At 35.9% G+C, this 21,628-nt stretch carries 22 protein-coding genes; 16 read left to right on the top strand and 6 right to left on the bottom strand.

Going from position 1 to position 21,628, the window contains the following annotated elements; all coding sequences use genetic code 11:
* The first annotated feature begins 30 nt into the window (after positions 1 to 30).
* From ABH942_RS02015 to ABH942_RS01990, 6 genes are all read left to right on the top strand, one after another.
* Positions 31 to 393, top strand: coding sequence for a cupin domain-containing protein (locus tag ABH942_RS02015; RefSeq protein WP_370029326.1), 363 nt, complete (start codon positions 31 to 33; stop codon positions 391 to 393).
* A 6-nt stretch (positions 394 to 399) separates the two neighbouring features.
* A complete protein-coding gene (locus ABH942_RS02010) occupies positions 400 to 1,269 on the top strand; it encodes an AadS family aminoglycoside 6-adenylyltransferase (RefSeq protein ID WP_370029325.1) in 870 nt (289 codons plus the stop codon).
* A gap of 215 nt (positions 1,270 to 1,484) precedes the next feature.
* The gene (locus ABH942_RS02005; protein ID WP_370029324.1) at positions 1,485 to 2,108 is read left to right on the top strand and encodes a hypothetical protein; all 624 of its coding nucleotides are present in this window, start codon (positions 1,485 to 1,487) and stop codon (positions 2,106 to 2,108) included.
* Positions 2,109 to 2,422: 314 nt separating this feature from the next.
* Positions 2,423 to 2,659, top strand: coding sequence for a hypothetical protein (locus ABH942_RS02000; RefSeq protein ID WP_370029323.1), 237 nt, complete (start codon positions 2,423 to 2,425; stop codon positions 2,657 to 2,659).
* Positions 2,660 to 2,670: 11 nt separating this feature from the next.
* Positions 2,671 to 3,681, top strand: coding sequence for a T9SS C-terminal target domain-containing protein (locus ABH942_RS01995; RefSeq protein ID WP_370029322.1), 1,011 nt, complete (start codon positions 2,671 to 2,673; stop codon positions 3,679 to 3,681).
* A 167-nt stretch (positions 3,682 to 3,848) separates the two neighbouring features.
* Entirely contained in the window at positions 3,849 to 4,397 is a 549-nt protein-coding gene (locus ABH942_RS01990; RefSeq protein ID WP_370029321.1) for a hypothetical protein, read from the top strand.
* A gap of 352 nt (positions 4,398 to 4,749) precedes the next feature.
* On the opposite strand, the gene ABH942_RS01985 is transcribed toward ABH942_RS01990, so the two are convergent.
* Together ABH942_RS01985 and ABH942_RS01980 are read right to left on the bottom strand one after the other, a co-directional pair.
* Positions 4,750 to 7,107, bottom strand: coding sequence for a glycosyltransferase (locus tag ABH942_RS01985; protein WP_370029320.1), 2,358 nt, complete (start codon positions 7,105 to 7,107; stop codon positions 4,750 to 4,752).
* A 56-nt stretch (positions 7,108 to 7,163) separates the two neighbouring features.
* Complete coding sequence (locus ABH942_RS01980; protein ID WP_370029319.1) at positions 7,164 to 7,427, bottom strand: hypothetical protein; 264 nt, start codon at positions 7,425 to 7,427, stop codon at positions 7,164 to 7,166.
* Positions 7,428 to 7,800: 373 nt separating this feature from the next.
* Here ABH942_RS01980 and ABH942_RS01975 point away from each other — a divergent pair, with 373 nt between their 5' ends.
* The 10 genes from ABH942_RS01975 (at position 7,801) to ABH942_RS01930 (ending at position 19,346) form a co-directional block, all read left to right on the top strand.
* A complete protein-coding gene (locus tag ABH942_RS01975; protein WP_370029318.1) occupies positions 7,801 to 9,990 on the top strand; it encodes a glutamine synthetase III in 2,190 nt (729 codons plus the stop codon).
* A 478-nt stretch (positions 9,991 to 10,468) separates the two neighbouring features.
* A complete protein-coding gene (locus ABH942_RS01970; RefSeq protein ID WP_370029317.1) occupies positions 10,469 to 11,305 on the top strand; it encodes a hypothetical protein in 837 nt (278 codons plus the stop codon).
* 61 nt (positions 11,306 to 11,366) lie between these two features.
* Positions 11,367 to 11,882: a hypothetical protein gene (locus ABH942_RS01965; RefSeq protein ID WP_370029316.1), complete on the top strand. Its 516-nt coding sequence runs from the start codon at positions 11,367 to 11,369 to the stop codon at positions 11,880 to 11,882.
* A gap of 3 nt (positions 11,883 to 11,885) precedes the next feature.
* A complete protein-coding gene (gene csgH / locus ABH942_RS01960) occupies positions 11,886 to 12,614 on the top strand; it encodes a curli-like amyloid fiber formation chaperone CsgH (RefSeq protein ID WP_370029315.1) in 729 nt (242 codons plus the stop codon).
* A gap of 16 nt (positions 12,615 to 12,630) precedes the next feature.
* Positions 12,631 to 13,032, top strand: a complete 402-nt coding sequence (locus tag ABH942_RS01955; protein WP_370029314.1) for a curli production assembly/transport component CsgF — start codon at positions 12,631 to 12,633, stop codon at positions 13,030 to 13,032.
* A 1-nt stretch (position 13,033) separates the two neighbouring features.
* Entirely contained in the window at positions 13,034 to 14,446 is a 1,413-nt protein-coding gene (locus ABH942_RS01950; protein ID WP_370029313.1) for a CsgG/HfaB family protein, read from the top strand.
* Positions 14,447 to 14,464: 18 nt separating this feature from the next.
* Complete coding sequence (locus ABH942_RS01945) at positions 14,465 to 15,949, top strand: carboxypeptidase-like regulatory domain-containing protein (RefSeq protein ID WP_370029312.1); 1,485 nt, start codon at positions 14,465 to 14,467, stop codon at positions 15,947 to 15,949.
* A gap of 359 nt (positions 15,950 to 16,308) precedes the next feature.
* Positions 16,309 to 17,097 carry an OmpA family protein gene (locus tag ABH942_RS01940; RefSeq protein WP_370029311.1) on the top strand — a complete coding sequence of 263 codons (789 nt, stop codon included), beginning with the start codon at positions 16,309 to 16,311 and terminating at the stop codon, positions 17,095 to 17,097.
* 78 nt (positions 17,098 to 17,175) lie between these two features.
* Positions 17,176 to 18,063, top strand: coding sequence for an OmpA family protein (locus ABH942_RS01935; RefSeq protein WP_370029310.1), 888 nt, complete (start codon positions 17,176 to 17,178; stop codon positions 18,061 to 18,063).
* A 104-nt stretch (positions 18,064 to 18,167) separates the two neighbouring features.
* A complete protein-coding gene (locus ABH942_RS01930) occupies positions 18,168 to 19,346 on the top strand; it encodes an AIR synthase related protein (protein WP_370029309.1) in 1,179 nt (392 codons plus the stop codon).
* Positions 19,347 to 19,393: 47 nt separating this feature from the next.
* On the opposite strand, the gene ABH942_RS01925 is transcribed toward ABH942_RS01930, so the two are convergent.
* The 4 genes from ABH942_RS01925 to ABH942_RS01910 all read right to left on the bottom strand — a co-directional run bounded on the left by ABH942_RS01925 (position 19,394) and on the right by ABH942_RS01910 (position 21,614).
* Positions 19,394 to 20,239: a GNAT family N-acetyltransferase gene (locus tag ABH942_RS01925; RefSeq protein WP_370029308.1), complete on the bottom strand. Its 846-nt coding sequence runs from the start codon at positions 20,237 to 20,239 to the stop codon at positions 19,394 to 19,396.
* A gap of 4 nt (positions 20,240 to 20,243) precedes the next feature.
* Entirely contained in the window at positions 20,244 to 20,603 is a 360-nt protein-coding gene (locus ABH942_RS01920) for an iron chaperone (RefSeq protein ID WP_370029307.1), read from the bottom strand.
* 13 nt (positions 20,604 to 20,616) lie between these two features.
* Positions 20,617 to 20,979 carry a heavy-metal-associated domain-containing protein gene (locus tag ABH942_RS01915; protein WP_370029306.1) on the bottom strand — a complete coding sequence of 121 codons (363 nt, stop codon included), beginning with the start codon at positions 20,977 to 20,979 and terminating at the stop codon, positions 20,617 to 20,619.
* A 140-nt stretch (positions 20,980 to 21,119) separates the two neighbouring features.
* A complete protein-coding gene (locus ABH942_RS01910) occupies positions 21,120 to 21,614 on the bottom strand; it encodes a hypothetical protein (RefSeq protein WP_370029305.1) in 495 nt (164 codons plus the stop codon).
* Positions 21,615 to 21,628 lie beyond the last annotated feature (14 nt).

The following is a 21,628-nucleotide window of genomic DNA, read 5'->3' as shown; positions in this document are numbered from 1 at the left end:
TTATAACTTCGTTTTAATAGTCAGAAGAAAATGGAAAAAGTAACAATCGCCCAAAAACTTTCTTTATTCAACGATCATTGGAATCCAAGAATTGTTGGAGAATTGAACGGACAGCATGTTAAATTGGCAAAATTTCAAGGAGAATTTGTATGGCATAAACACGATAACGAAGACGAAATGTTTTTGGTTGTCAGCGGCCAATTCAATATGGAATTTCGTGACAGGACTGTTGTACTTAAAGAAAATGAATTTTTAATTGTACCTCGTGGAGTAGAGCATAGGCCGGTAGCTGAACATGAAGTATCTGTATTGCTTTTTGAGCCTGCATCGACTTTAAATACTGGTGATGCAGAAAAAAATGAACTGACAAGAGACACATTGGATACGATTTAGAAAGCAATGGAAAACCAGAGAGAAATCCAATTAATGGAAATTATGGATTGGGCAACATCAAATGACGAAATCAGAGCAGTGTTGCTAACCAGTTCGCTTGTAAATCCGTATGCTCCAGTTGACAAGTTCAGCGATCTGGATATTGAATTTGTAGTAAGTGACCTGCAACAATTCTTATCGGATGATACCTGGATTGAAAATTTTGGTAAAAAAATCGCTATGATTATCGAAAATGAAGATGCATTTGATGGCAAACATGCTATGCGTATGGTTTTTTATGAAGACTACACCAAAGTTGACTTTAAGCTCTATTCTGTGGCTAAGTTTCTCGAAGAAGTAAACAATGAAGAATTACAGGAAGACTGGGATGTAGGTTATAAAGTTTTACTGGACAAAGACGGTATTACAAAAAACATGAAACCGCCCACCTATAACGCGGTGATGATCAAAAAGCCTACGGAAAAGGAATTTGTAACCTTGTTTAATGACTTTTGGTGGGATATGACCTATGTGGCAAAATGCCTGTGGCGCGACGATCTTTTCTATGCCAAATTCATGCTTGAAGATAATATGAGAACACAGTACTTCCAAAAGATGATAGAATGGCATATTGGTCTGGAACACAATTGGAATGTTTCGACTAATAAAAAAGGCAGGTTGTTCAAAAAATACCTTTCATCAGAAATGTGGAAAAAGATAGAAGCTACATTTTCAGGAAGTGATAACGAAGACAATTGGAATGCCTTGTTTGCCTATGCCAATATCGGAACAGAAATGGGAGTTGCAATGGCACAAAAGCTAGATTATCCGTATCCGTTAGAACTTGAACAAAATATTCAAAAGTATCTGAAACACGTAAAATCAATGGAAAGATAAGGCTTAATCTCTCTTTTGAAAAATCTAAAATTGCTAATAGTTACGTTTTTCCTAATCTTAGTATGTCTTGTTTTTTCCAAAAAATATTTAAAACAAACACTGCAACGGCTCAATAATCCTTAATAATAAAAAAATAACAGTTTCTTAAAAAACAAAATAAAAAGATTTTTAGAGCGTTCTTTGTAGTATGCTATTAAAAACAAGCAGGCCCAATAATGAAATTTTTACAAGCACTATTTATTCTATTTACATTAAACGCAGCCGCACAGTCAGATTTAGGAATCGGTATCGTAACTATAAAATTTACAGGTAACACTGTTTTGAATTTATATACAGCTGCTTATGATAAAGAGCCAAAAGAGGTTATCGAGTTTTATCAGGACGAAGTAACAGGAAGTCCTGATATAAAAAATATTGAAACTGTTGAAAAATGGCTAAAGCCCGAAGGCTTTTTTCTGGACTACGACCAACTAATTTTCCGTTGCAAATCCGAAGAACGCTTTTGGATTGAAATAATAGTAAACAATGAAACGGGAGAATCCTACTGGATAAGAAAGACGAAATCAGTTGATTTGGATACATGGGATGGTTTTCTGAAAAATGCATTTATGGTTTCCCGAAATTCTTTTCCACAAGAGATCAAAACACAGCCTAGTGATGCAGCGAGAACAATTCCTTTTGAAGACGAAGATTGTTTTCAGGTAAAGTCTATGAAAGGCGACTGGATTCAGATTTTTACTGCACCTCATTGTGATGAAACGAGTAATCCTATAAAATCAGGATGGATTCGTTGGAAAGAAGGAAATGAAATATTGATTGATTATTTTTTGGCATTATAGTAGGAGGTACTAAGTTGCTAAGTTTTACGCTTTATATGTAAATCTGTGTAATCATTATAATCTGTGGCTAAAAGAAAATTCGAAATAAAAGTTAATCAGTCAAAGACTTGTTAAGGCACTAAGGTTCTGAGGTACTAAGTTTAGAAACCTTACATCGAAATATGCTATACCCTAACTTTGCGGCTCTGTGCCTTTGCGAGCAACTAAACAGAAAGACTTCCTAATAGAAGTCTTTTTTGTTAAAACATCCAAGAACCGAATGTTTCTACAGTTCAAATAACGTAATTTGCGGAAGAAGAAATCAGCACTATTTTATGATAAAGAAGCTAAAAGAAGAAATCCTGCTTAAGGACGCTTCAATAAAAAAAATACAGTTCGATAAATATTGGTTTTACGACCTGAAAGATGTTACCGACTATTTGAATGAAGACCTTTCGGAAGTAGAATACATTCACCTGCCTTTTATAGTTGATGAGGTAAAAGTCAATACCAAATGTGCCACACTGGAAGATATAGAACGTGCCAGGGCAGCTAAAAGAAAAGCAATTTAATTGATCCAAATATGAAAACAGTTTGCTGCTGGCTGGTTTTACTGAATCTTCTTTTTACGGTTGATATGGATATGGCAGCGCAAATTGTTGGCTGTACAGACCCATTATCTAAAAATTACAATCCGGAAGCAACAATAAACGACGGAAGCTGTCAATATAAAAGAGCAGCAATACAGCCAGAATTTTCAAAAAAGCTGGATCAAAAAGTACACGAGACATCAGGGCTTATTTTTTGGGAAGGAAAACTGTGGACACATAACGATGATAAAGACACGACTATCTATGGATTGGATACCATTTCAGGAAGTATACAGGAAACTTATATTTTAAAGAATGTCGTCAATAAAGATTGGGAAGAAATCTCTCAGGACAACAGCTATCTTTATATTGGCGATTTTGGAAATAATGTCGCCGGAAATAGGACAAACCTACATATTTTAAGAATCGATAAAAAATCATTGCCTTTAAATCCGGTCATCGACACGATTTCTTTCCGTTATTCTGACCAGATTAATTTTATTCCCTCAAAAGCCAACAAAACCGATTATGACGGTGAGGCAATGATCGTTTCAAAAGACAGCATTTACATTTTTACGAAACAATGGAAATCAAAAAAAACAGCTTTGTATTCGCTGCCAAAAACTCCCGGGAATTATGTCGCTCAACTAAAAACGGTGCATGACATTCGCGGATTAGTTACCGGAGCTGTTTTTCTTGAACCGGAAAATGCTATTGTTCTATGCGGCTATTCAAAACACCTTAAGCCTTTTTTATACCTGCTATATGATTTTCAGGGAACAGATTTTTTTACTGGAAATAAAAGAAAAATTAAATTGCGATTGCCTTTCCATCAGATTGAAGGAATTGCTACAACCGATGGACTTCATTATTATCTGACGAATGAAAATTTCTCAATTAAGCCATTTATCAATAAACCTCAAAAATTACATAGAGTAGATTTGAGTCGTTATTTGGGAATTTATATAAAGGCAAAAAGAAAAAAAACTTCAGATGAAAAATAATTTAGTATAAAATTATTTTTTAATAACTAATTTAATTTCAGTAAATTAGTAAGTGTTTGTCCAGGAGTAAGACACAAATAATAAGGAAAAAAGTATTAAAATTCTCTAAAAACTTTTTTTTGGCTTTATTTTTGGAATACATTTATAAACAAATAAAAAATAACATTATGAAAAGAATACTTTTACTTTTAGCCATTGTCGGAATGACGGCATTACAAGGTTGTAGCAATAGTGATGATCGTGTTGATAACGATACTGTCGCATTAGTTTTTGATATTAATAAAAGCTTTAATGCACAAGGAGAGATTATATTCCCTTTTAATACAGGTGAAGTTTTTTCAGGTGATGTAGTTTTAGTCTACTGGATGGAAAGTACTACAACTTCTGGAAATCCGATTTGGAGATTGATTCCGCAAAATATTTATTTCCCTAATAATGAATATCCAGGGATAACAGGGTATTTAACATACAACTATGACTTTACCACTACAGAAGCTACAATTTGGACAGAAACTGATGTTAATCTTGCTGCCATCCCAAATTATACTGTAGGTCAGTTTTTTAGAGTTGTGGTTGTTCCGGGAAGAAACCCAATATTTGCCAGATCATCTGAAAATACAGGTAAATCTGTAACTCAGGCAGTTGATTATAATAATTTTGAAGCTGTAGTAAAAGCATTTGGTATTAAAGAAGAGAATATCAAAACAAGAAAATAATTTAAAAAGAGACTTCGGTCTCTTTTTTTAATTGATTATCTGAAACTTTATACCAAAAACAAATTCCTTTTCCTTGCTTTGCGGCTCTGTGCCTTTGCGTGAAATAGATGCTCGCAAAGGCGCAGAGCCGCATAGTTTTTCTAATAATAGAAATAGTGAACGTTACCTCTCTCGTATAGATTTTTTAAATGGGCGTAATTATTTTAATCCGTGAGAATCTGCGACTAAAATAAAAAAACGCAATTGTGAAGTGGGCTTTGTCAAAATCAGCTTTCCCTTAGCTAGTATAAACTTTCCTTTTTATAAATAAAAATCCCGTTAATTATAGCGGGATTTTTGCGTGAATTAATAATTAACTCTTAAGAAGCAAAAGCTTGGTAGCCTTTAGTTTTTTGCGAAAATATATGGTATTTGGATTTCCAAAATAGCGTGCAATGGTCAGTCGGGCCATAAGATAACTTAAAGTGGATTCTGCTCCCTGGTTCAGGTTGACATTAGTTTCTTCAAGTCCATCAAAACAGCCGCCTGTACATGGATTGTAAATAATTTGTTTCAAGTGATTATTGCCTAAGAACCAATTGAAAGCAATTTCCATCTTGTTGAGGTATTCCTCATCTTTAAATATATCATGGAATTTTCGGAGTGCCAATATGGTATAAGCAACGTCAATGGGCTGCTCACCATAACTGTGTTTCTCTTGTCCTTTAAAATGCCAGGTTTTGTTTGAAATCACTTTGATATGGTCTTTTGAAAACGTATTCTCTAAAAGAAAATCAAATGAATCTTTAGCGATTTTTAGATATTCTTCTTTATCGGTTACGGCATAAGCGCAGAGCAAGGCTTCCGGAAGTACGCTATTGGCATAGGTTAGGTAACTTTCAAACCATTTCCAGTTTTCGGTGCTTTCGTGTTTGTACATCTGCATAAGCCTGTCGGCAAATATCTCGATATAAATCCTATGGTCAAGATCTTTGATTTTCCGGTTGAAATAATACAATCCTTTTATAATAAAAGCCATCGCCCTTGTAGAGTGCATTTTTTCTGTTTGCGGCATGGCCTTTCGGAATAAATCTTCAGCCTTTTTTGTGAAATTGGAAGGCAGGATAGGTGCCAAAGAAATCAGATAACCCAAAGCCCATATAGCACGCCCGGAACTGTCTTCCAGATTTACGCTGTTATTTTGAGGTGTAAAATTATGATCGATATCCACATAATTTTTAAATTTTCCATCATCGTCTAGACAATAGGAAATAAAATTCAGGTAGATGTTAATGTATTTTAAATCTTCAATGTCTCGTGTCAGCTTATAATCCTGGCAAAGAGCGATAAGTGCACGCGCATTATCATCCAGCGTATAGCCGGAATTAGGATCAGGACGATTGAGTTTTGAAAATTGCAGTATCCCAAACTCTGTTGTCATTTTTTTAATATGATCGAGATTCAGTTTCGGATTCCTATAATGCAGTTCTATTTTTCCTCCGGATACTTTTTGAAATAAGATTGCATGAGCCACAGCAGAATTTTCCCAGGCAGTATGCATAATGGTATGAAGTCCGTTTAATATGATATTTTTTCTAAGACCGATGTCATAAATTAATTGGTTGACAGCTTCGGCTAATTGTTTTGAGTTTCCAAAATCAAAGGTAAGCCCGGAACCATTATCAAGCATTTCTTTTGCATGAGGAATAGGAGTGGAAACGACAGCACATCCGCAACTCATAGCATAAGAAAAAGTACCGCTCACAGCCTGATTGGGATCTTTTGAAGTAAAAAGATAAATATCTGTCAATTGGAGATAATCTAACAGTTCATCTAGCGGGAGGTATTTATTTACAAACTGTACATGGTTTTCGAGCTTCAGTTCTTTTATTTTTTCTTTAAGCGAATCACGATAGACTTCACCTTCATTTAATACGACACCTGGATGTGTTTTTCCAATAATAAGGAAAAGGATATCAGGGCTTTTGTCAACAATATGTGGCAAGGCTTCTAATGTGGTCTCAATACTTTTTCCAGAGCTTAACAGTCCAAATGTCGAAAGTATTTTTCTGCCCTTTACACCATATTTGGCTTTTAGAGCATTTTTATCAGTATGCGGTACTAAGTGTGTTCCATGAGGAATCACTGAGATTTTTTCTGGAACTACGGTATAATCTTCTAAAAGAATGGCTTCAGAATTTTTAGTCATTACGATGATTGAATCCGCCCGGTCAAGAATATATTGTACCTTTTCCTTAAATGCTTCATCGGGTCTTGGCAATACCGTATGGAAAACGACGGCCAAAGGTTTTTTGATTTCGGTCAAAAACGAGTTAAAACTTTCATGGTCGCGAAAGAGCCCGAATTCATGCTGGATCACAACAACTTTGATGTTTGGGTCACTATTGATTGTTTCTGCCATTTCCTTAAAAGAAAAAGGATCGGAAGTATTTAGCGTGTATTTTACTTCTTCATCAGAATAGTGGTGTTTTTCATGATCGTTTTCTAAGGCACATACAGTCAGAGAAAATGAATTTACATATTGATTGTTCAGCGCTTTCATCAAATCTTGAGAATAAGTAGCAATGCCACATTCTCTTGGCGGATATGAAGTTATAAACAGGATTTCAGGCAATAGTTCCTCATCCGAAAATGCATTGGCTCGAGAGGGGAAGATAAGACTGTCTGAATTCAAATCAAGTGATGTTGGGCGGTGTGGTAGGTTTTTCATATGCTATTCAGTTTTGACAGTTTTACTGTTTTTGAGGTTCTGAAATATAGTAAGGTTTAGGAAGTAATCCGATTGGCCCATTCATTAGCTCTATCTTTAGCTCTATTGGCTAAATCTTCTCCGTCTTCTAAAGCATTGTTGAATTCTTTCTTTGCTTTACGCTGTAAATCATTTAGTTTGCTTTTGAAATTGTCTCTTGCCTCTCTTGCTTTTTCAGAGAATTTATCCTTTTTAGACTTCTTTTTTGCAACTATAAGTCCTACAATCGCTAGGGCAGCAACTCCGGCTGCTATGCCTATAACCAATTTTTTTGAGCTCATGATTAATTCTTTTTGAGTTACTATTATTTTTCTTTCTTCTAAAATTAGCTATAATGTATAAAAAGTGTAGTTGTATTATATAATGTTTAACATAATTAACAAATCATTGGTTTTTGTGTATTTATTTGTAGGATTTTTCATTTTTAATAAATATTATATAATTTTTAAATTAAGTTACATCATTCATCAGATGGGAATGTCAGAAATAAAACGATGTTTTTTTATTTTTTAATCACAAGTAGTTTTTTAGGGGATGAGTTCGGTGTATTTTAAAAATTTTAAATCTATACCCTAAAAAAAATAGGGTATAGATTATTTTTTTATTCAAAAATTATATCTTTGCATCAAATTAGTCAAACCTAAAATAATTCTTATGTCGACATTTCGTTTTCAAGCACTAGTACAGACAGCCGGAAGGAAGCCTGTCAAATTTGAAGAATTGGAGAGAAAATCTGCAATTTTTGGTAGCAATGTATTTAATGACAAGGCTATGCGCCAGTTTTTGACGCAGGATGCTTATCAGGGTGTTAAAGACGCAGTACAGCAGGGAAAGAAAATCGATAGAAAATTGGCAGACTATATTGCCCTTGGAATGAAAGAATGGGCATTGTCAAAAGGAGTAACACATTATACGCACTGGTTTCAGCCTTTGACAGGAACGACAGCAGAAAAGCACGATGCTTTTTTTGAAACGTCACCTGATGGTAGCGATCCGGTAGAAAAATTTGGCGGCGGACAGTTGGTTCAGCAAGAACCGGATGCTTCAAGCTTTCCTAACGGAGGAATCAGAAATACATTTGAAGCCAGAGGATATACCGCTTGGGATCCAACATCGCCTGCTTTTATTTTTGGAACAACTTTATGTATCCCTACCGTTTTTATCTCTTATACAGGTGAAGCGTTAGATTACAAAACTCCTTTATTAAGAGCATTGCACTCTATTGACGAAGCAGCTGCATCTGTTTGTCGCTATTTTGATAAAAATGTAAAAAAAGTAACCGCTACTTTAGGGTGGGAACAAGAATACTTCCTGATTGATTCGGCATTGGCCAATTCAAGACCGGACATATTAATGACGGGAAGAACATTATTAGGACACACTTCTGCAAAAGGGCAGCAGCTTGATGATCACTATTTCGGTTCCATCCCTACAAGAGTGCTTTCTTATATGAGAGAGTTGGAATACGAATGTATGCTTTTAGGAATTCCGGTAAAAACGCGTCACAATGAGGTGGCTCCAAATCAATTTGAATTGGCACCAATCTTTGAAGAGACAAATTTAGCGGTAGACCATAACTCTTTGTTGATGGATGTGATGCAGAAAGTAGCAGAACGCCATGATTTCAAAGTTCTGTTCCATGAAAAGCCATTTAAAGGAGTAAACGGTTCAGGAAAACATAATAACTGGTCGTTGGCAACAGACACCGGAGTGAATTTGCTCGGTCCTGGAAAAACGCCAATGAGCAACCTTCAATTTTTGACTTTCTTTATTAATACAATCAAGGCAGTACAGACTTATGAAGAATTAATGCGGGCTTCGATAGCAACAGCGAGTAATGACCACCGTTTAGGTGCGAATGAGGCTCCGCCGGCAATTATCTCAGTGTTTATCGGGCAGCAGCTAACCAAAGTTTTGGAAGAATTGGAAGGCGTATCAAACGGAAAATTATCTCCTGAAGAAAAAACCGACCTTAAATTAAATGTAGTAGGTAAAATTCCGGATGTATTATTGGACAATACAGATAGAAACAGAACTTCTCCGTTTGCATTTACAGGAAATAAATTCGAGTTCAGGGCTGTAGGTTCTACTGCAAACTGCGCTAACGCTATGACAACGCTAAACTCTATCGTAGCAAAACAATTAATTGATTTCAAAAAAGAAGTCGATGCGCTGATTGAAGGTAAAGACATGAAGAAAGACGATGCGATCTTCAATGTTTTGAGAGAATATATCAAAGAAACAAAAAACATCCTTTTTGAAGGCGACGGTTATAGCGATGCATGGCAGCAAGAAGCTGCAAAAAGAGGATTGAGTAACCATAAAACAACTCCTGAAGCCTTAAAAGCAAAAGTTTCTAAAAAAGCTATTGAATTATTCGGTGAATTAGGAGTAATGAATCATGTGGAGGTAGAGGCTCGCTATGAAATCGAAATGGAAGAATATACTAAGAAAATTCAGATTGAAGGAAGAGTTCTTGGAGATATTGCCAGAAATCACGTAGTGCCAACAGCAATCCGTTACCAAAACCTTTTGATTGAAAACGTAAGAGGTCTGAAAGACATCTTTGGAAAAGAATACGAGACAATCGCAAAAGAGCAGATTACATTAATCAAGGAAATTTCCGGTCATATCGAAGCAATCAATACCAAGGTAGAAGAAATGACTCAGGAACGTAAAAAAGCCAACAACCTTTCTGATACAGAAAAAATGGCTTTTGCATATTGCAACAAGGTGAAACCTTATTTTGAAGTTATCAGAAAGCACTGCGACAAGCTGGAGCTTTTAGTTGATGATGAAATCTGGACATTAACCAAATACAGAGAATTATTATTTACTAAATAATATACTACAAACAACAACAACACAACCCTAAAAAGTACCTGCCCAACAGCAGGTACTTTTTTTATATTTAAATAAATAAGATTGAATGAATTGAAAATCAGACGATATTTAATTCTAAGTAGAAGAAAAATTCTACATATTGTTTTTTTTGGAAAAATAGAAAAGTCAAAAAATGCACTCCAAATCTTACGAAAAAGTTAAGTGAATATGAATTTGATAATTAATTTTTATCTGTTAAATGAAAAATGGTGTATTTCGTCCGATTTTTTAAACAATTCATAGAAAAATAAGAATTAAAATGTAATTTTTACGGTTTCCCGTATTGCTTTTTAGAAAAAAGAAATAACTTTGAAAAGCATGATACCACAATTATATTCCAAAAATACTTCATTAAGATAAGCTGATAACAGCTTCCCTCTAAGACTTTTTTCGTCCCCAAATATTAAATTGTAATTATAACCAATTAAATATTTCTATTATGAAAAAAGTGATTTTGAGCATCTCAGTGATGCTGGTAAGTGCAGTTTCTTTTGCACAATTTAATGACAGCAATGTTTTGCAGTTGGGAGGTTCCAACAACTCGGCTGTTAATCAAAAAGGATCTTATCAAGATTCAGATGTAAGACAACAAGGAAACAGTAACGTTTCTAATGTTACGCAAGGAATTAATCCAAACCCTTCTTCTGCTTCCAACCATAACAAAGCAGATGTAAAACAAGTTGGAAACTCTAACAATGCTTTTGTTTCACAAAACAATCTTTACAATGAGGCTTATCAGGTTCAGACAGGAAACAGCAACCAGGCTACTATTTGGCAAGATCAGCTAAATCCTGTTGCAGGAAATGGACATGATTGGGCAAAACAGGTTCAGACAGGAAACAATAACAAGGCAACTATTGACCAGGGTACAAGTGGAAACGAAATGCCATCAGGCGCTCCATTTAGTGCTGAAGCTCTTGGATTTGTAAGTGCTGTTGCTGTTCCATTCATGCCTCACGGATACAATGATGCGTTACAAACTCAAAACGGAGATTTCAACATTGCCTACACTAGCCAGGGTGGTGAAATGAACGACTCTAAAATTACTCAAACAAGTACTGCTGTAGCTGCTTCTGGCGCCAATAAAGCTAGTCATTATCAATATGGCAAGGAAAATGACGCTCTGACTACTCAAAACGGGTTTGGCCATTTAGACAATACGCTTCAAATAGGAAACTATAACTATTCTAACGTAATGCAAAGCGGTAACAACCAAACTAGCATGAACGTTCAGAAAGGAAACTCTAACATCAACAACGTTACCCAATCTAACTAGTTGAACAATAAAAATGGGGCAGCCGGTTCAGGCAGCCCCATATTTTATAAAACAAAAAAATATGAAACCCTTATTTTTAAAGCTATTGCTCTTGGGATTTTTTTCTCAGGCCGCTTTGGCGCAGGAAGAAGAAAACCCGGGCTTCGATCAGTACAGTTCTTCTGTTTTTAATTCGAAGGAAGAAACCCTGTATGTGGTTTCAAGCATGAACCCGAAACAGTATGCCAATGCCTTGTTCCAAAAAGGAGACATTCTAGTTCAACAAATAGGAGATTACAATTTGTTCAATGCGAACTTAAAAGCCAATGAAGTCAATGTTTCTGTACTTCAAAACGGTAATGATAATGCCATTTCGCTGTCTAAACAGGCCAATACAATAACCCAAAATATTGTACAGTCTGGAAAAAACAACGGCATACAGGATTTTACATATTACACAAAATATGATGTGAATACGCATATGATCCAACAAGGCAATAACCAAAATATACAAAATTATGGAACCAATTCCCTTTCAAAAGATATGAAAGTCACTCAATCCGGAAATGGTTCTTCAGTAATTATATTAAATCAATAAGCCATGCAAAAATATCTTTCCTGTAGCTTTTTCATGCTGATGCTTTTTGCTCCCGCAGCCTATTCGCAACTAACGAATAGCCAGGTCAGGGCAAAAATACATTTGGAAGAAATTGAAGGAAACGTAAAGATTACCGGTACTGCGGAAAATTTAACCGATATCGTTCAAAGCCTATCGTATAAATTATCAGTAATAAGAAAAAATAAGATTAACAGCAATCAATCCAATAATGCCCAGGAAGGGCTTTTTACTTTAGTTCCAAATGAAACAAAAAAACTATCAACAACACAGGTCAATGTCAACAAGGATGATGAAATTATTGTCATGCTGCTTTTTTATGATAGCGACAAAAAACTGGTCGGGAAAGATAGGATAGTCATTGGTGAAGAAAAAAAAAAGGATGAAGGAGCAATTCCTGTTGATGGTTTTGAATTGTCAGGCATAGTGACCGACGATACAAAGACCAAAGCAGGCAAAGATTTTTATGACTTATACTTTTTTAAGTATAGCGATTTGAAAATCAACTCTAAAAAGATTGTTACCATAACTGAAGAATTGAGTTTTGCCAGAAATACAAAAATTACAATCAGCATAGATACTAATCCCTTTTATGAGTTTTTAGTGAACCCCGATGAAGAATTTTTAAGTCTCGTAGCCGAAGATGCTGTCAATGTTACTTCTGCTTATTTGAAAAATCTGGAAAAACAAAGCCGATATCTCACTCAGTATTAATCTTATTTCTTTAATTATGAAACCTCTAGTTACTGTAATTACCATTTTGCTGGCCTATGCCGCGAATGCCCAGGATCTGGTCTACAAGCCCAGGAATCCAAATTTTGGAGGAGATACTTTTAACTATCAGTGGCTTCTGAGTTCTGCCGAAGCCCAAAACAAACTAAAAGATAATACGGTCACGACCAAAACAAAAACGGAACTGGAAAGTTTTACCGAAAACCTGAATTCGCAATTATTGAATTTAGTTTCCAGATCTTTATTCACACAGCAATTCGGGAATAATGGAATCTCTGAAGGAAGCTATACTTTCGGTAGCCTGTCTGTTGAAATTTTTCCCTCAGAAAATGGACTCACCGTTAGCATTCTCGATACCAACACAGGAGAACAGACACAAGTTATCATCCCAAAATCATAATATGCAGATCAAATATTACTTAGCGATAGTCCTGATGTTGCTGTTGTCCGGATGTGGTGCATATTACAATCAACCCGTTAAGATTGAAAAAGCATCTATAGGAGAAATCACACCGGCAACAACACTTTTAAGAGAATTGCCAAAACCTAAAGAACCCGTAATAGTTGGGATTTATAAATTTAGGGATCAAACCGGACAATATAAGGCTTCAGATAACGGGAGTACATTCAGTACTGCCGTGACTCAGGGAGCAACCTCTATATTAATCAAAGCATTGGAAGACTCTAAATGGTTTATCCCAATTGAGCGCGAAAACATTGGAAATCTTTTGCAAGAAAGAAACCTGATCCGGTCTACACGACAGGAATATTCCAAAAATCCAAACTCAAACGAACAGCAGCTGACACCTTTGTTGTATGCTGGTGTATTGCTGGAAGGCGGCATTGTTTCTTATGATACCAACATCATAACGGGCGGTTTTGGGGCACGATATTTCGGAGTAGGCGGTTCTACAAAATACAGGCAGGATCGCGTGACGATTTATCTCAGGATGATTTCTACAGCAAGCGGAAAAATCCTGAAATCAGTTTACGTTTCTAAAACAATCTTGTCGCAGGCCATTGACCAGAGTTTTTTTAGGTATGTCAAGTTCAAAAGGTTACTCGAAGTCGAAACGGGATATTCTACGAATGAACCGGTACAGATGGCCGTAACGGAAGCTATTGAAAAAGCCGTGCAGACTTTGGTGTTGGAAGGAATTAAAGATAAAATTTGGGAAGCAGACGCAGACAAAGAAGAAGTGGATTCGCTGATTTCAAAATTTGAAATGGAAAAAGAAGTGGCTGATGCTACTGGAATCTATGGAAGATACAAAACAGAAAGAAGATCAAAATTTGCGATGGAAATAGCGGGAGGCGCAACACTAATCGATGGCGATTATGACAAATCATTGCTTCGTCCTATGGGACGCGGTGCCTTAAAATATTTTTTAACCCCGGGCTTTAATCTCAGCGCATCTACTAACGTTATCAACTTGGCTAACAAAAACCGTCTCGATGTAGGCTATCTGACTTTCGATTTGAATGCGGAACTTATTTTATTGCCTAAAGAACAATTAAGCCCGTATGTTTTTGGAGGAGCCGGATTTGGAGCGAACCGCCTTTTTGAAAATACACATGCAAAAGTGCAATACGGTGCCGGATTGGAATATCTCGCTTCAAAAACAATCGGGATAAAAATGTATGCCGAACACAATCTCAATTTTAGCGACAATATTGACTATTTGAAAAGAGGCGTGCGTGATGATTATTATTTCCGGTTTGGTTTAGGGTTGACGTATTATTTCCCGAAAAAAAATCAAAAGACTTATGAGAAATACATCATTGAAGAAGCCCAAAAACCGCAAAAGCAATAATTTTTAATCTTTAAAATCATGAAAAATATTCTTATAAAATCAGGATTTGTTCTTTTGCTTTTGCTGTTTTCTTGCAGTGAGGAAAAAGTCGATGGAGAAGATTTCGGAACCGTGACAGGAAGAGTGGTTATTGCCAATACGTTCGAACCTTTAACTAATGCCAAGGTTTTTTCAAACCCAACATCAAGTATTGTTTTCACAAATGAAGACGGAAGGTTTACAATTCCTAAAGTTGCAGTAGGCCAATATTCTTTCCAGGCACAAAAAGAGGGTTATCTGACCAAATTTGAAGCTGCCAATATTCTCAGCAACAGCACAACGGAAATCGTTTTTGAACTGTCCGTATCCACAAGTGGCAACAGGCCTCCCAATGCTCCGGTCTTAGTACTTCCCGCTGATAATGCAATTAATCAAAACAGGCAAGTAGTATTGACTTGGACGGCAACAGATCCAGAACAAGATACTTTAAAATATGAAGTAATATTGAGGAATGATGCTAATGATGAAATCGTTAGGTACTCAGATATTTTGACTCCAACATATACTTTGCAAAATCTGACCTTTGGTACAAAATATTTTTGGCAGGTTTCGGTTTCTGATGGAATAAATGCTCCTGTTTTGAGTACGGTACGGACATTTACAACAACTTCTTTTCCTGATGCCCGTTTTCTTTTTGTCAAAAAGCTCAGCGAAAATAATGTCATCTATGCAGGAGATAGTTCCGGCAATCAGATACAGCTCACAAGTTCAGAAACCAACAGCTGGCGGCCTAGAAAAAACAACCAATCCAATAAGATTGCTTTTATCCGTTCCAGCGGAGCGCAAAACCATATCTATACCATGAATCCTGATGGTTCGGGAGTGTTTAAAGTAACAAACACAGTTCCTATAGCAGGATTTAACCCGGAGTTTATCAATTTTTCATGGAATACTACCGGAAGCCAAATCATTTATCCAAGTTTTGACAAGCTGTATAAAATAAACAGCAATGGAAGTGGATTGACAGAGATTTTCCATACTCCAAACGGCAAATTTATTTCAGAATGTGATTGGAGCTATGATGGTTCGAAGATTGCACTGAAAGTCAATGATGCCAGCGGTTACAATGCTGAAATATATGTGATTACTGCCGAAGGCGCTATCGCTGACCCTGTTATTTCGGGAGTGAATGGGGCGGTAGGAAGTCTTAATTTTTCGGTAACCGGACAAAAATTGCTTTTTACAAGAGATGTGTCTGGTTTTGAAAATCCGGATTACAGGCAGTTAGATACACGAATTTTCCAACATACTTTCAGCACACTTACAACCACAGAAATCAATACTGAAAAGCCAGCAGGAACAGTAGATATTGATGCCAGATATTCGCCTAATGAAGCAGAAGTAATTTTTGTAAATACCTCAAATGATTTCATAAGTGTAAGAAATATACAGAAATATCAGATTGGCTTAGTAGCCTCCAGATCCACGCTGTTTACCAATGCTTCAATGCCGGATTGGGAGTAGGAATAGCAGTGTAAAGTGTTTTGTCTAAGAATATTGCATTTTATCGATTTTTGGCTCAAATAAATAAAGAATACACTGTTTTTAACTTAAATTAGTAATGAAATAAAGAGTTCGATAGAACTTTACCCCATAAGTTTTTACTTATACTTATTTATTTACCCCCATCGTAAATAAATATTTTAATTTGCTCTTAGAATTTGAGTTTTGAAATACAAGTCTGATTTTATCAGGTAAACCTAAATTCTAATTTTTCCCGCAAATTAATTCTAAAACTGGTGAGATAGTGAAAGCTATCTCACTTTTTATTTTAGTGTAATAAAATTCTGAATCGTCCGTTTATTATAAAAAATAGATAGACCGTGAAGCAAAAAACTACTATAACTTTCTTCTTGCTGTTTTCAATATTTCTCTATTCTCAGGAGCAGCAGTTTCAGGTTTATTTTGATTTTGATATTTCTGAAACAAATACTACTTCTACAGAAAAATTGCAGCAATGGATACAAAACAATCCCACCGCCGTAGTCGATAAAATTTATGGTTATTGTGACTCAGTCGGTAGTCTGGAATACAATGATGTACTTTCTCTAAAACGGGCTAATTATGTTTTAGAAAAGCTGAAAAACAATACTATAAAAATAGGCGAGACAATCGAAATAAAAGGTTTTGGAAAACGATTCAGCCAGCCCGGATCTGCATCGACCGACCGAAAAACGGTAGTGTATTATACTATTCCGCCAAAAAAAGAAGAGCCTGTTGTAGATGAAAGTCTTACGGGTCAGGCTAAAAATTTAAAAACAGGAGATAAGCTCACCCTGAAAAATCTTAATTTCTATAACCGCTCAGGAGTTATTGTGCCTTCATCTGAACCTATATTAAAAGAACTGCTAAGTATCATGGTGGAAAGACCTGATCTAAAAATAGAGATACAAGGACATATCTGCTGTCAGCTGGGAACAGATTTGGAAAATATTGCTACCATTCGGGCACGGGCGATTTATAACTTTCTACTTGAAAACGGAATCAGTAAAGATAGACTTCAATACAAAGGATTCGGAAGTTCAATGCCGATTCATCCCATACCTGAAAGAAATGAACAGGAACGCAATGAAAATAGGAGAGTAGAGATTATGGTTCTTGAAAGTAACTAGAAATGCATTGGCCGCTTGTACAGACTTTTCTATGTAATAAATAATTTGTTACTTCGTTTTTATTTATAAACCCAACCCATGAAAAATACGGTTCTCTATATCGTTTTTTTGTTCTTTTCATTAGTTACAAAGGCTCAGGAAGGATTCTCGGTCTATTTTGACAGTAATAAATACGAACTCAAAAAACAGGAAAACGAAAAACTACAGAGTTTTATCAATACCAATAAAGACGTTAAGATTGTAGCTATCAATGGGTATACGGATGAGGACGGAACTTCAGGATTTAACGATACGCTGGCACAAAAAAGAGTTAATTTTATCTATGAAGCAATAAAAGGAAAGCTGAAAATTAGGGATGATTTCAAGACCAGAAGTTTTGGAGAAAGACATAAACATTCCAAAATAAAAGCTGAAAACAGAAAGGTTATTATTTATTTCCTTCAAGCTAAAGATTTGCCACGCGAAAATGAAATCCTTGGAATAAAAGAGGAACCCGTCGTGAAAAAGCCAAAAGAAATGCCTAAATATCCGCAAAAGATAACGATCCAAAACCCTAACGGCACTTCTTCTGAGCTGGTTTTTGATGTTGCCTTTATGGAAAAGCTGACCATAGCAAAACCCGGAGAAAAATTAAAACTGGACAACCTCAATTTCCAGTTGAACACATTTGCGATTACAAATGATTCAAGACCTAAAATATATGAGCTGTTGGAAGTCATGAAACGAAATCCGCAGATGAAAATACAAATCCAGGGACATATTTGCTGTATGCAAAACGATAAGCAAGACCTATCAACAAAAAGAGCGAAAGCTATTGCCCGATTTTTAGAAATAAACGAAATCGATAAGGATAGGGTGTCTTATAAAGGGTTTGGCGTTACGGAGCCGCTTTTCGCCATTCCGGAAAAAAATGAGGAAGAAAGAGCCGCAAACAGACGTGTTGAAATTGAAATCTTAGAGAATTAGTCGTTGCTTTGTAAAAGCAGAAGGCCTAAAAATCTATGGCTGTCTGCCAATCGAAACTCAAAAAAACTGATTATCTTTGCGCCACAACAACACAACCTATTTTTATGAGTTCTGATACCAGCAAACGCTATAATTTGCGAGGAGTTTCGGCTTCAAAAGAAGACGTGCATAACGCAATCAAAAACATAGACAAAGGATTATTTCCAAAAGCCTTCTGCAAAATTGTTCCGGATTACCTTACGAATGACGAAGAATACTGCCTCATCATGCATGCTGACGGAGCAGGAACAAAATCGTCTTTGGCGTATTTGTATTGGAAAGAAACAGGCGATTTGTCTGTTTGGAAAGGCATTTCTCAAGATGCCCTGATTATGAATATTGATGATTTGTTGTGCGTGGGCGCAACAGACAATATACTGCTTTCTTCAACTATTGGAAGAAACAAAAACCTGATTCCGGCTGAAGTAATTTCAGCTATCATTAACGGAACAGAAGAGCTCATAGAAGAATTGAAATCCTTTGGAGTAACAATCCATTCAACAGGTGGTGAAACGGCTGATGTGGGCGATTTAGTACGTACTATAATTGTCGATTCTACCGTAACAGCAAGAATCCGAAGAGATAAAGTAATTGATAATGCGAATATCAGGCCTGGTGATGTAATTGTTGGTTTGGCCTCTTTTGGACAGGCAACTTATGAAAAATCATATAATGGAGGAATGGGAAGCAACGGACTGACATCAGCACGTCATGATGTTTTCCATAACTATCTTGCTCAAAAATATCCTGAAAGTTTTGATGCTTCTGTACCGGCTGATCTGGTATATTCCGGTGGTGTAAAATTGACAGATGAAGTAGAAGGTTCGCCAATTGATGCCGGAAAACTAGTGCTTTCTCCAACAAGAACCTATGCACCCATTATCAAAAAAATCTTAGACAACTATTCTCCGGAGCAAATTCACGGAATGGTTCATTGTAGCGGAGGCGCTCAGACCAAAGTATTGCATTTTGTTGAAAATGTACATGTCATAAAAGATAACCTTTTCCCAATACCACCGCTTTTCAAACTTATCCAGGAGCAATCCAAAACGGATTGGAAAGAAATGTATCAGGTATTCAATTGCGGTCACAGAACGGAAATTTATGTGCCTCAGGAACTGGCGGCAGATATCATAGCGATTTCTAAATCGTTTAATGTGGATGCACAGATTGTGGGAAGGGTAGAATCTTCAGGAAACAAGAAGCTAACGATAAAAAGCGAATTCGGAACTTTTGAATATTAATCAAAAGCCATAAAAATAAAAACTCCCGCAATTGCGGGAGTTTTTTGTTACTTTAATTTTAATTCCATTTCGTGCTGGACTATATATTTTTCAAATCCTAGTGACGCCAGGAAAGAAGCAGTTTCTTTAGAATTGCCATCTACATTAATTAATGACATTTCATTGCCAAAAGTTGTGGCGATGTAATTAAAAAGCTGCTTTCCGAGTCCTTTTCTTCGATATTCCTTTTTAATACCAAACTGTTGGATTCTTTTAGAAAGAGGATTATAAATCAGATATCCAAGCAATTGTTCACCGTCAAAAATTCCAATGGAATGATTGGTTTCTTTTAAATTTTCAACAGCCGTGATAGAATTCTGCCAGGAAGGTTCCCAATCCCAAAATAGTTTTATGCTTTGCCAATTATATGATTGTATCGTTCTTATTTCATAGTCTTTGCTATGATTTTCTAATGGGAACAATCCTTTGTAACAGTCAAGATACCGTACTGTTTTAAAACCTATTTTCTCATAGGTTTTTAATGCGGGAACATTTCCGGTCAGTACTTCGAGCGTAATGCTATCTGTATTTTTAGCTTTGAGAAGTGGAAGGATATAGTCATAAAGTTTAGCGGTAAGTCCGTGGCCTCTTTTTTCAGGTATGATTCCGGTTCCGGCATTATAAGCAAATGATTTTCCATTGATTGTATCATAACCATGAAGTATAAAACCAATTAGCTTATCTCTCTCAAAGGCTCCAACAGACAAATCCGTATGTATACTGTCATTAGTGATTTTTGCTTCTAATTGCGGTAACGTCAGGTGAAAGGGAACAATATAATCTGAAAATGAACTGTTGAAAACATCTAAGAGATCTTTTGTATTGCTTTTTTCAAGCGTCTGGAATTGTGTCATTATATTATTTCTTTTTTTCTGAATTCTGCTTTACTCTAAATACAGTAATCCTTGTAATCAAATCAAATGGTATTGGTTTATCTAAAGGAAACTGCACAGAGCCTTTCCCTTTTTTATAAACAGCGAGTTCTTTGTCAAATTTTTCCATACCTTGAGGTGCAGGATAAAAACCAATATGATTTTTGAAAGCCGCAAAATGGACGAGATTCCCATGAAACACAAAAGTAGGAATAGCATATTTAATAGCTTCTGTTGCTTCCGGGGCTGCCTTTTTTATAGTTGCGCGAACTTCCTCTAGCATCTTTTGCACCTCATAAGGGAAAGTTGCAATATATTCATCGATAGTGTTTGGTTTCGCTGTCATAGTAAATCATTAATTATGTCTTTTTACAGCAATTGTCTAAACTTTCATAAGCAGCCATGTCTGCCTTAACCTCGTCAGCATCATAACCCAGTTTTGAAATAGCTGTTTTGATGGTCTGTAAGTCGGTTTTTGTAGTATTGTAATATACCGTAATAGTCATGTTTTTCTCATCCAATTCATACATTCGTACGCCTTTTATCTTCAGCATATTGGATTGGAATTTTGGTCCGCAGGTTTCGCATTCCTTACAATGGTCGCAATACAGTGTTGTTTTGATGATTGCCTTTTGGTTCTTTTTGCCTTCTTGCCCAAATGAGGCAACTGCAAAAAGCATAAAAAAGAATAAGATGGATTGCTTTAAGAAAGTGTTTTTCATCAGTTATAAGTTTTGCTTTCTCACAAATATAAGGCAATTTATTTGCTGTAAAATCCTAAAATTATTGAATAAACAATACTTATTTTAAATAACCCACCCTCAAAAACCTTAGAACCTTTTGACCTTCCAACCTTGTAACTCTACTGCTCTGTTATTTCCAAGTAGCTTTTATCCCAGTTTTCATAAAGCAGTATCAGGGTGTCATAATTCCCGTCTTTTGGAAAGTTTTTATCCCAGTTTTCTATCATTTTAAGCAACTTTTCTTTATCTCTTTTGATAAAAGCAACGGTTCCTTTTGCATAAAAATACCATGTCTTTCCTTCTTCTCCGCCAAACCATCGATATAAAAAATTATAAGTTTTTCTAAAATAACGAATAGCCTGCTGATCCTTTTGTGCTTTTGCAAACATTTGTCCTGCATGCCAATACAAAGAGTGTTTATTTGTATGGGTTTTATTGTTTTTAAGATAAGAAACAATCAGATTGGCCCCTTTTTCATATTCTTTATTATCCGCAAGTTTTCTCCAACAGCAGGTATCACTGTCAAAAGAGCGCTGTTCATAGGCAAGCATATTGCTCGTTTCTTGGGCTATAAGGCAAGAATATGAAAAGCAAAGGAAGATTATTATTTTCATAGTCACATTCAATC

Source organism: Flavobacterium sp. 28YEA47A, from assembly GCF_041262125.1.
In the GTDB taxonomy this organism is placed as follows: domain Bacteria; phylum Bacteroidota; class Bacteroidia; order Flavobacteriales; family Flavobacteriaceae; genus Flavobacterium.
This window is presented reverse-complemented; position numbering and strand designations above follow the sequence as displayed.

Coding starts and splice junctions, on each gene's coding strand:
- ABH942_RS02015 (WP_370029326.1), top strand. CDS start 31: ATGGAAAAAGTAACAATCGCCCAAAAACTTTCTTTATTCAACGATCAT.
- ABH942_RS02010 (WP_370029325.1), top strand. CDS start 400: ATGGAAAACCAGAGAGAAATCCAATTAATGGAAATTATGGATTGGGCA.
- ABH942_RS02005 (WP_370029324.1), top strand. CDS start 1,485: ATGAAATTTTTACAAGCACTATTTATTCTATTTACATTAAACGCAGCC.
- ABH942_RS02000 (WP_370029323.1), top strand. CDS start 2,423: ATGATAAAGAAGCTAAAAGAAGAAATCCTGCTTAAGGACGCTTCAATA.
- ABH942_RS01995 (WP_370029322.1), top strand. CDS start 2,671: ATGAAAACAGTTTGCTGCTGGCTGGTTTTACTGAATCTTCTTTTTACG.
- ABH942_RS01990 (WP_370029321.1), top strand. CDS start 3,849: ATGAAAAGAATACTTTTACTTTTAGCCATTGTCGGAATGACGGCATTA.
- ABH942_RS01985 (WP_370029320.1), bottom strand. CDS start 7,107: ATGAAAAACCTACCACACCGCCCAACATCACTTGATTTGAATTCAGAC.
- ABH942_RS01980 (WP_370029319.1), bottom strand. CDS start 7,427: ATGAGCTCAAAAAAATTGGTTATAGGCATAGCAGCCGGAGTTGCTGCC.
- ABH942_RS01975 (WP_370029318.1), top strand. CDS start 7,801: ATGTCGACATTTCGTTTTCAAGCACTAGTACAGACAGCCGGAAGGAAG.
- ABH942_RS01970 (WP_370029317.1), top strand. CDS start 10,469: ATGAAAAAAGTGATTTTGAGCATCTCAGTGATGCTGGTAAGTGCAGTT.
- ABH942_RS01965 (WP_370029316.1), top strand. CDS start 11,367: ATGAAACCCTTATTTTTAAAGCTATTGCTCTTGGGATTTTTTTCTCAG.
- csgH (WP_370029315.1), top strand. CDS start 11,886: ATGCAAAAATATCTTTCCTGTAGCTTTTTCATGCTGATGCTTTTTGCT.
- ABH942_RS01955 (WP_370029314.1), top strand. CDS start 12,631: ATGAAACCTCTAGTTACTGTAATTACCATTTTGCTGGCCTATGCCGCG.
- ABH942_RS01950 (WP_370029313.1), top strand. CDS start 13,034: ATGCAGATCAAATATTACTTAGCGATAGTCCTGATGTTGCTGTTGTCC.
- ABH942_RS01945 (WP_370029312.1), top strand. CDS start 14,465: ATGAAAAATATTCTTATAAAATCAGGATTTGTTCTTTTGCTTTTGCTG.
- ABH942_RS01935 (WP_370029310.1), top strand. CDS start 17,176: ATGAAAAATACGGTTCTCTATATCGTTTTTTTGTTCTTTTCATTAGTT.
- ABH942_RS01930 (WP_370029309.1), top strand. CDS start 18,168: ATGAGTTCTGATACCAGCAAACGCTATAATTTGCGAGGAGTTTCGGCT.
- ABH942_RS01925 (WP_370029308.1), bottom strand. CDS start 20,239: ATGACACAATTCCAGACGCTTGAAAAAAGCAATACAAAAGATCTCTTA.
- ABH942_RS01920 (WP_370029307.1), bottom strand. CDS start 20,603: ATGACAGCGAAACCAAACACTATCGATGAATATATTGCAACTTTCCCT.
- ABH942_RS01915 (WP_370029306.1), bottom strand. CDS start 20,979: ATGAAAAACACTTTCTTAAAGCAATCCATCTTATTCTTTTTTATGCTT.
- ABH942_RS01910 (WP_370029305.1), bottom strand. CDS start 21,614: ATGAAAATAATAATCTTCCTTTGCTTTTCATATTCTTGCCTTATAGCC.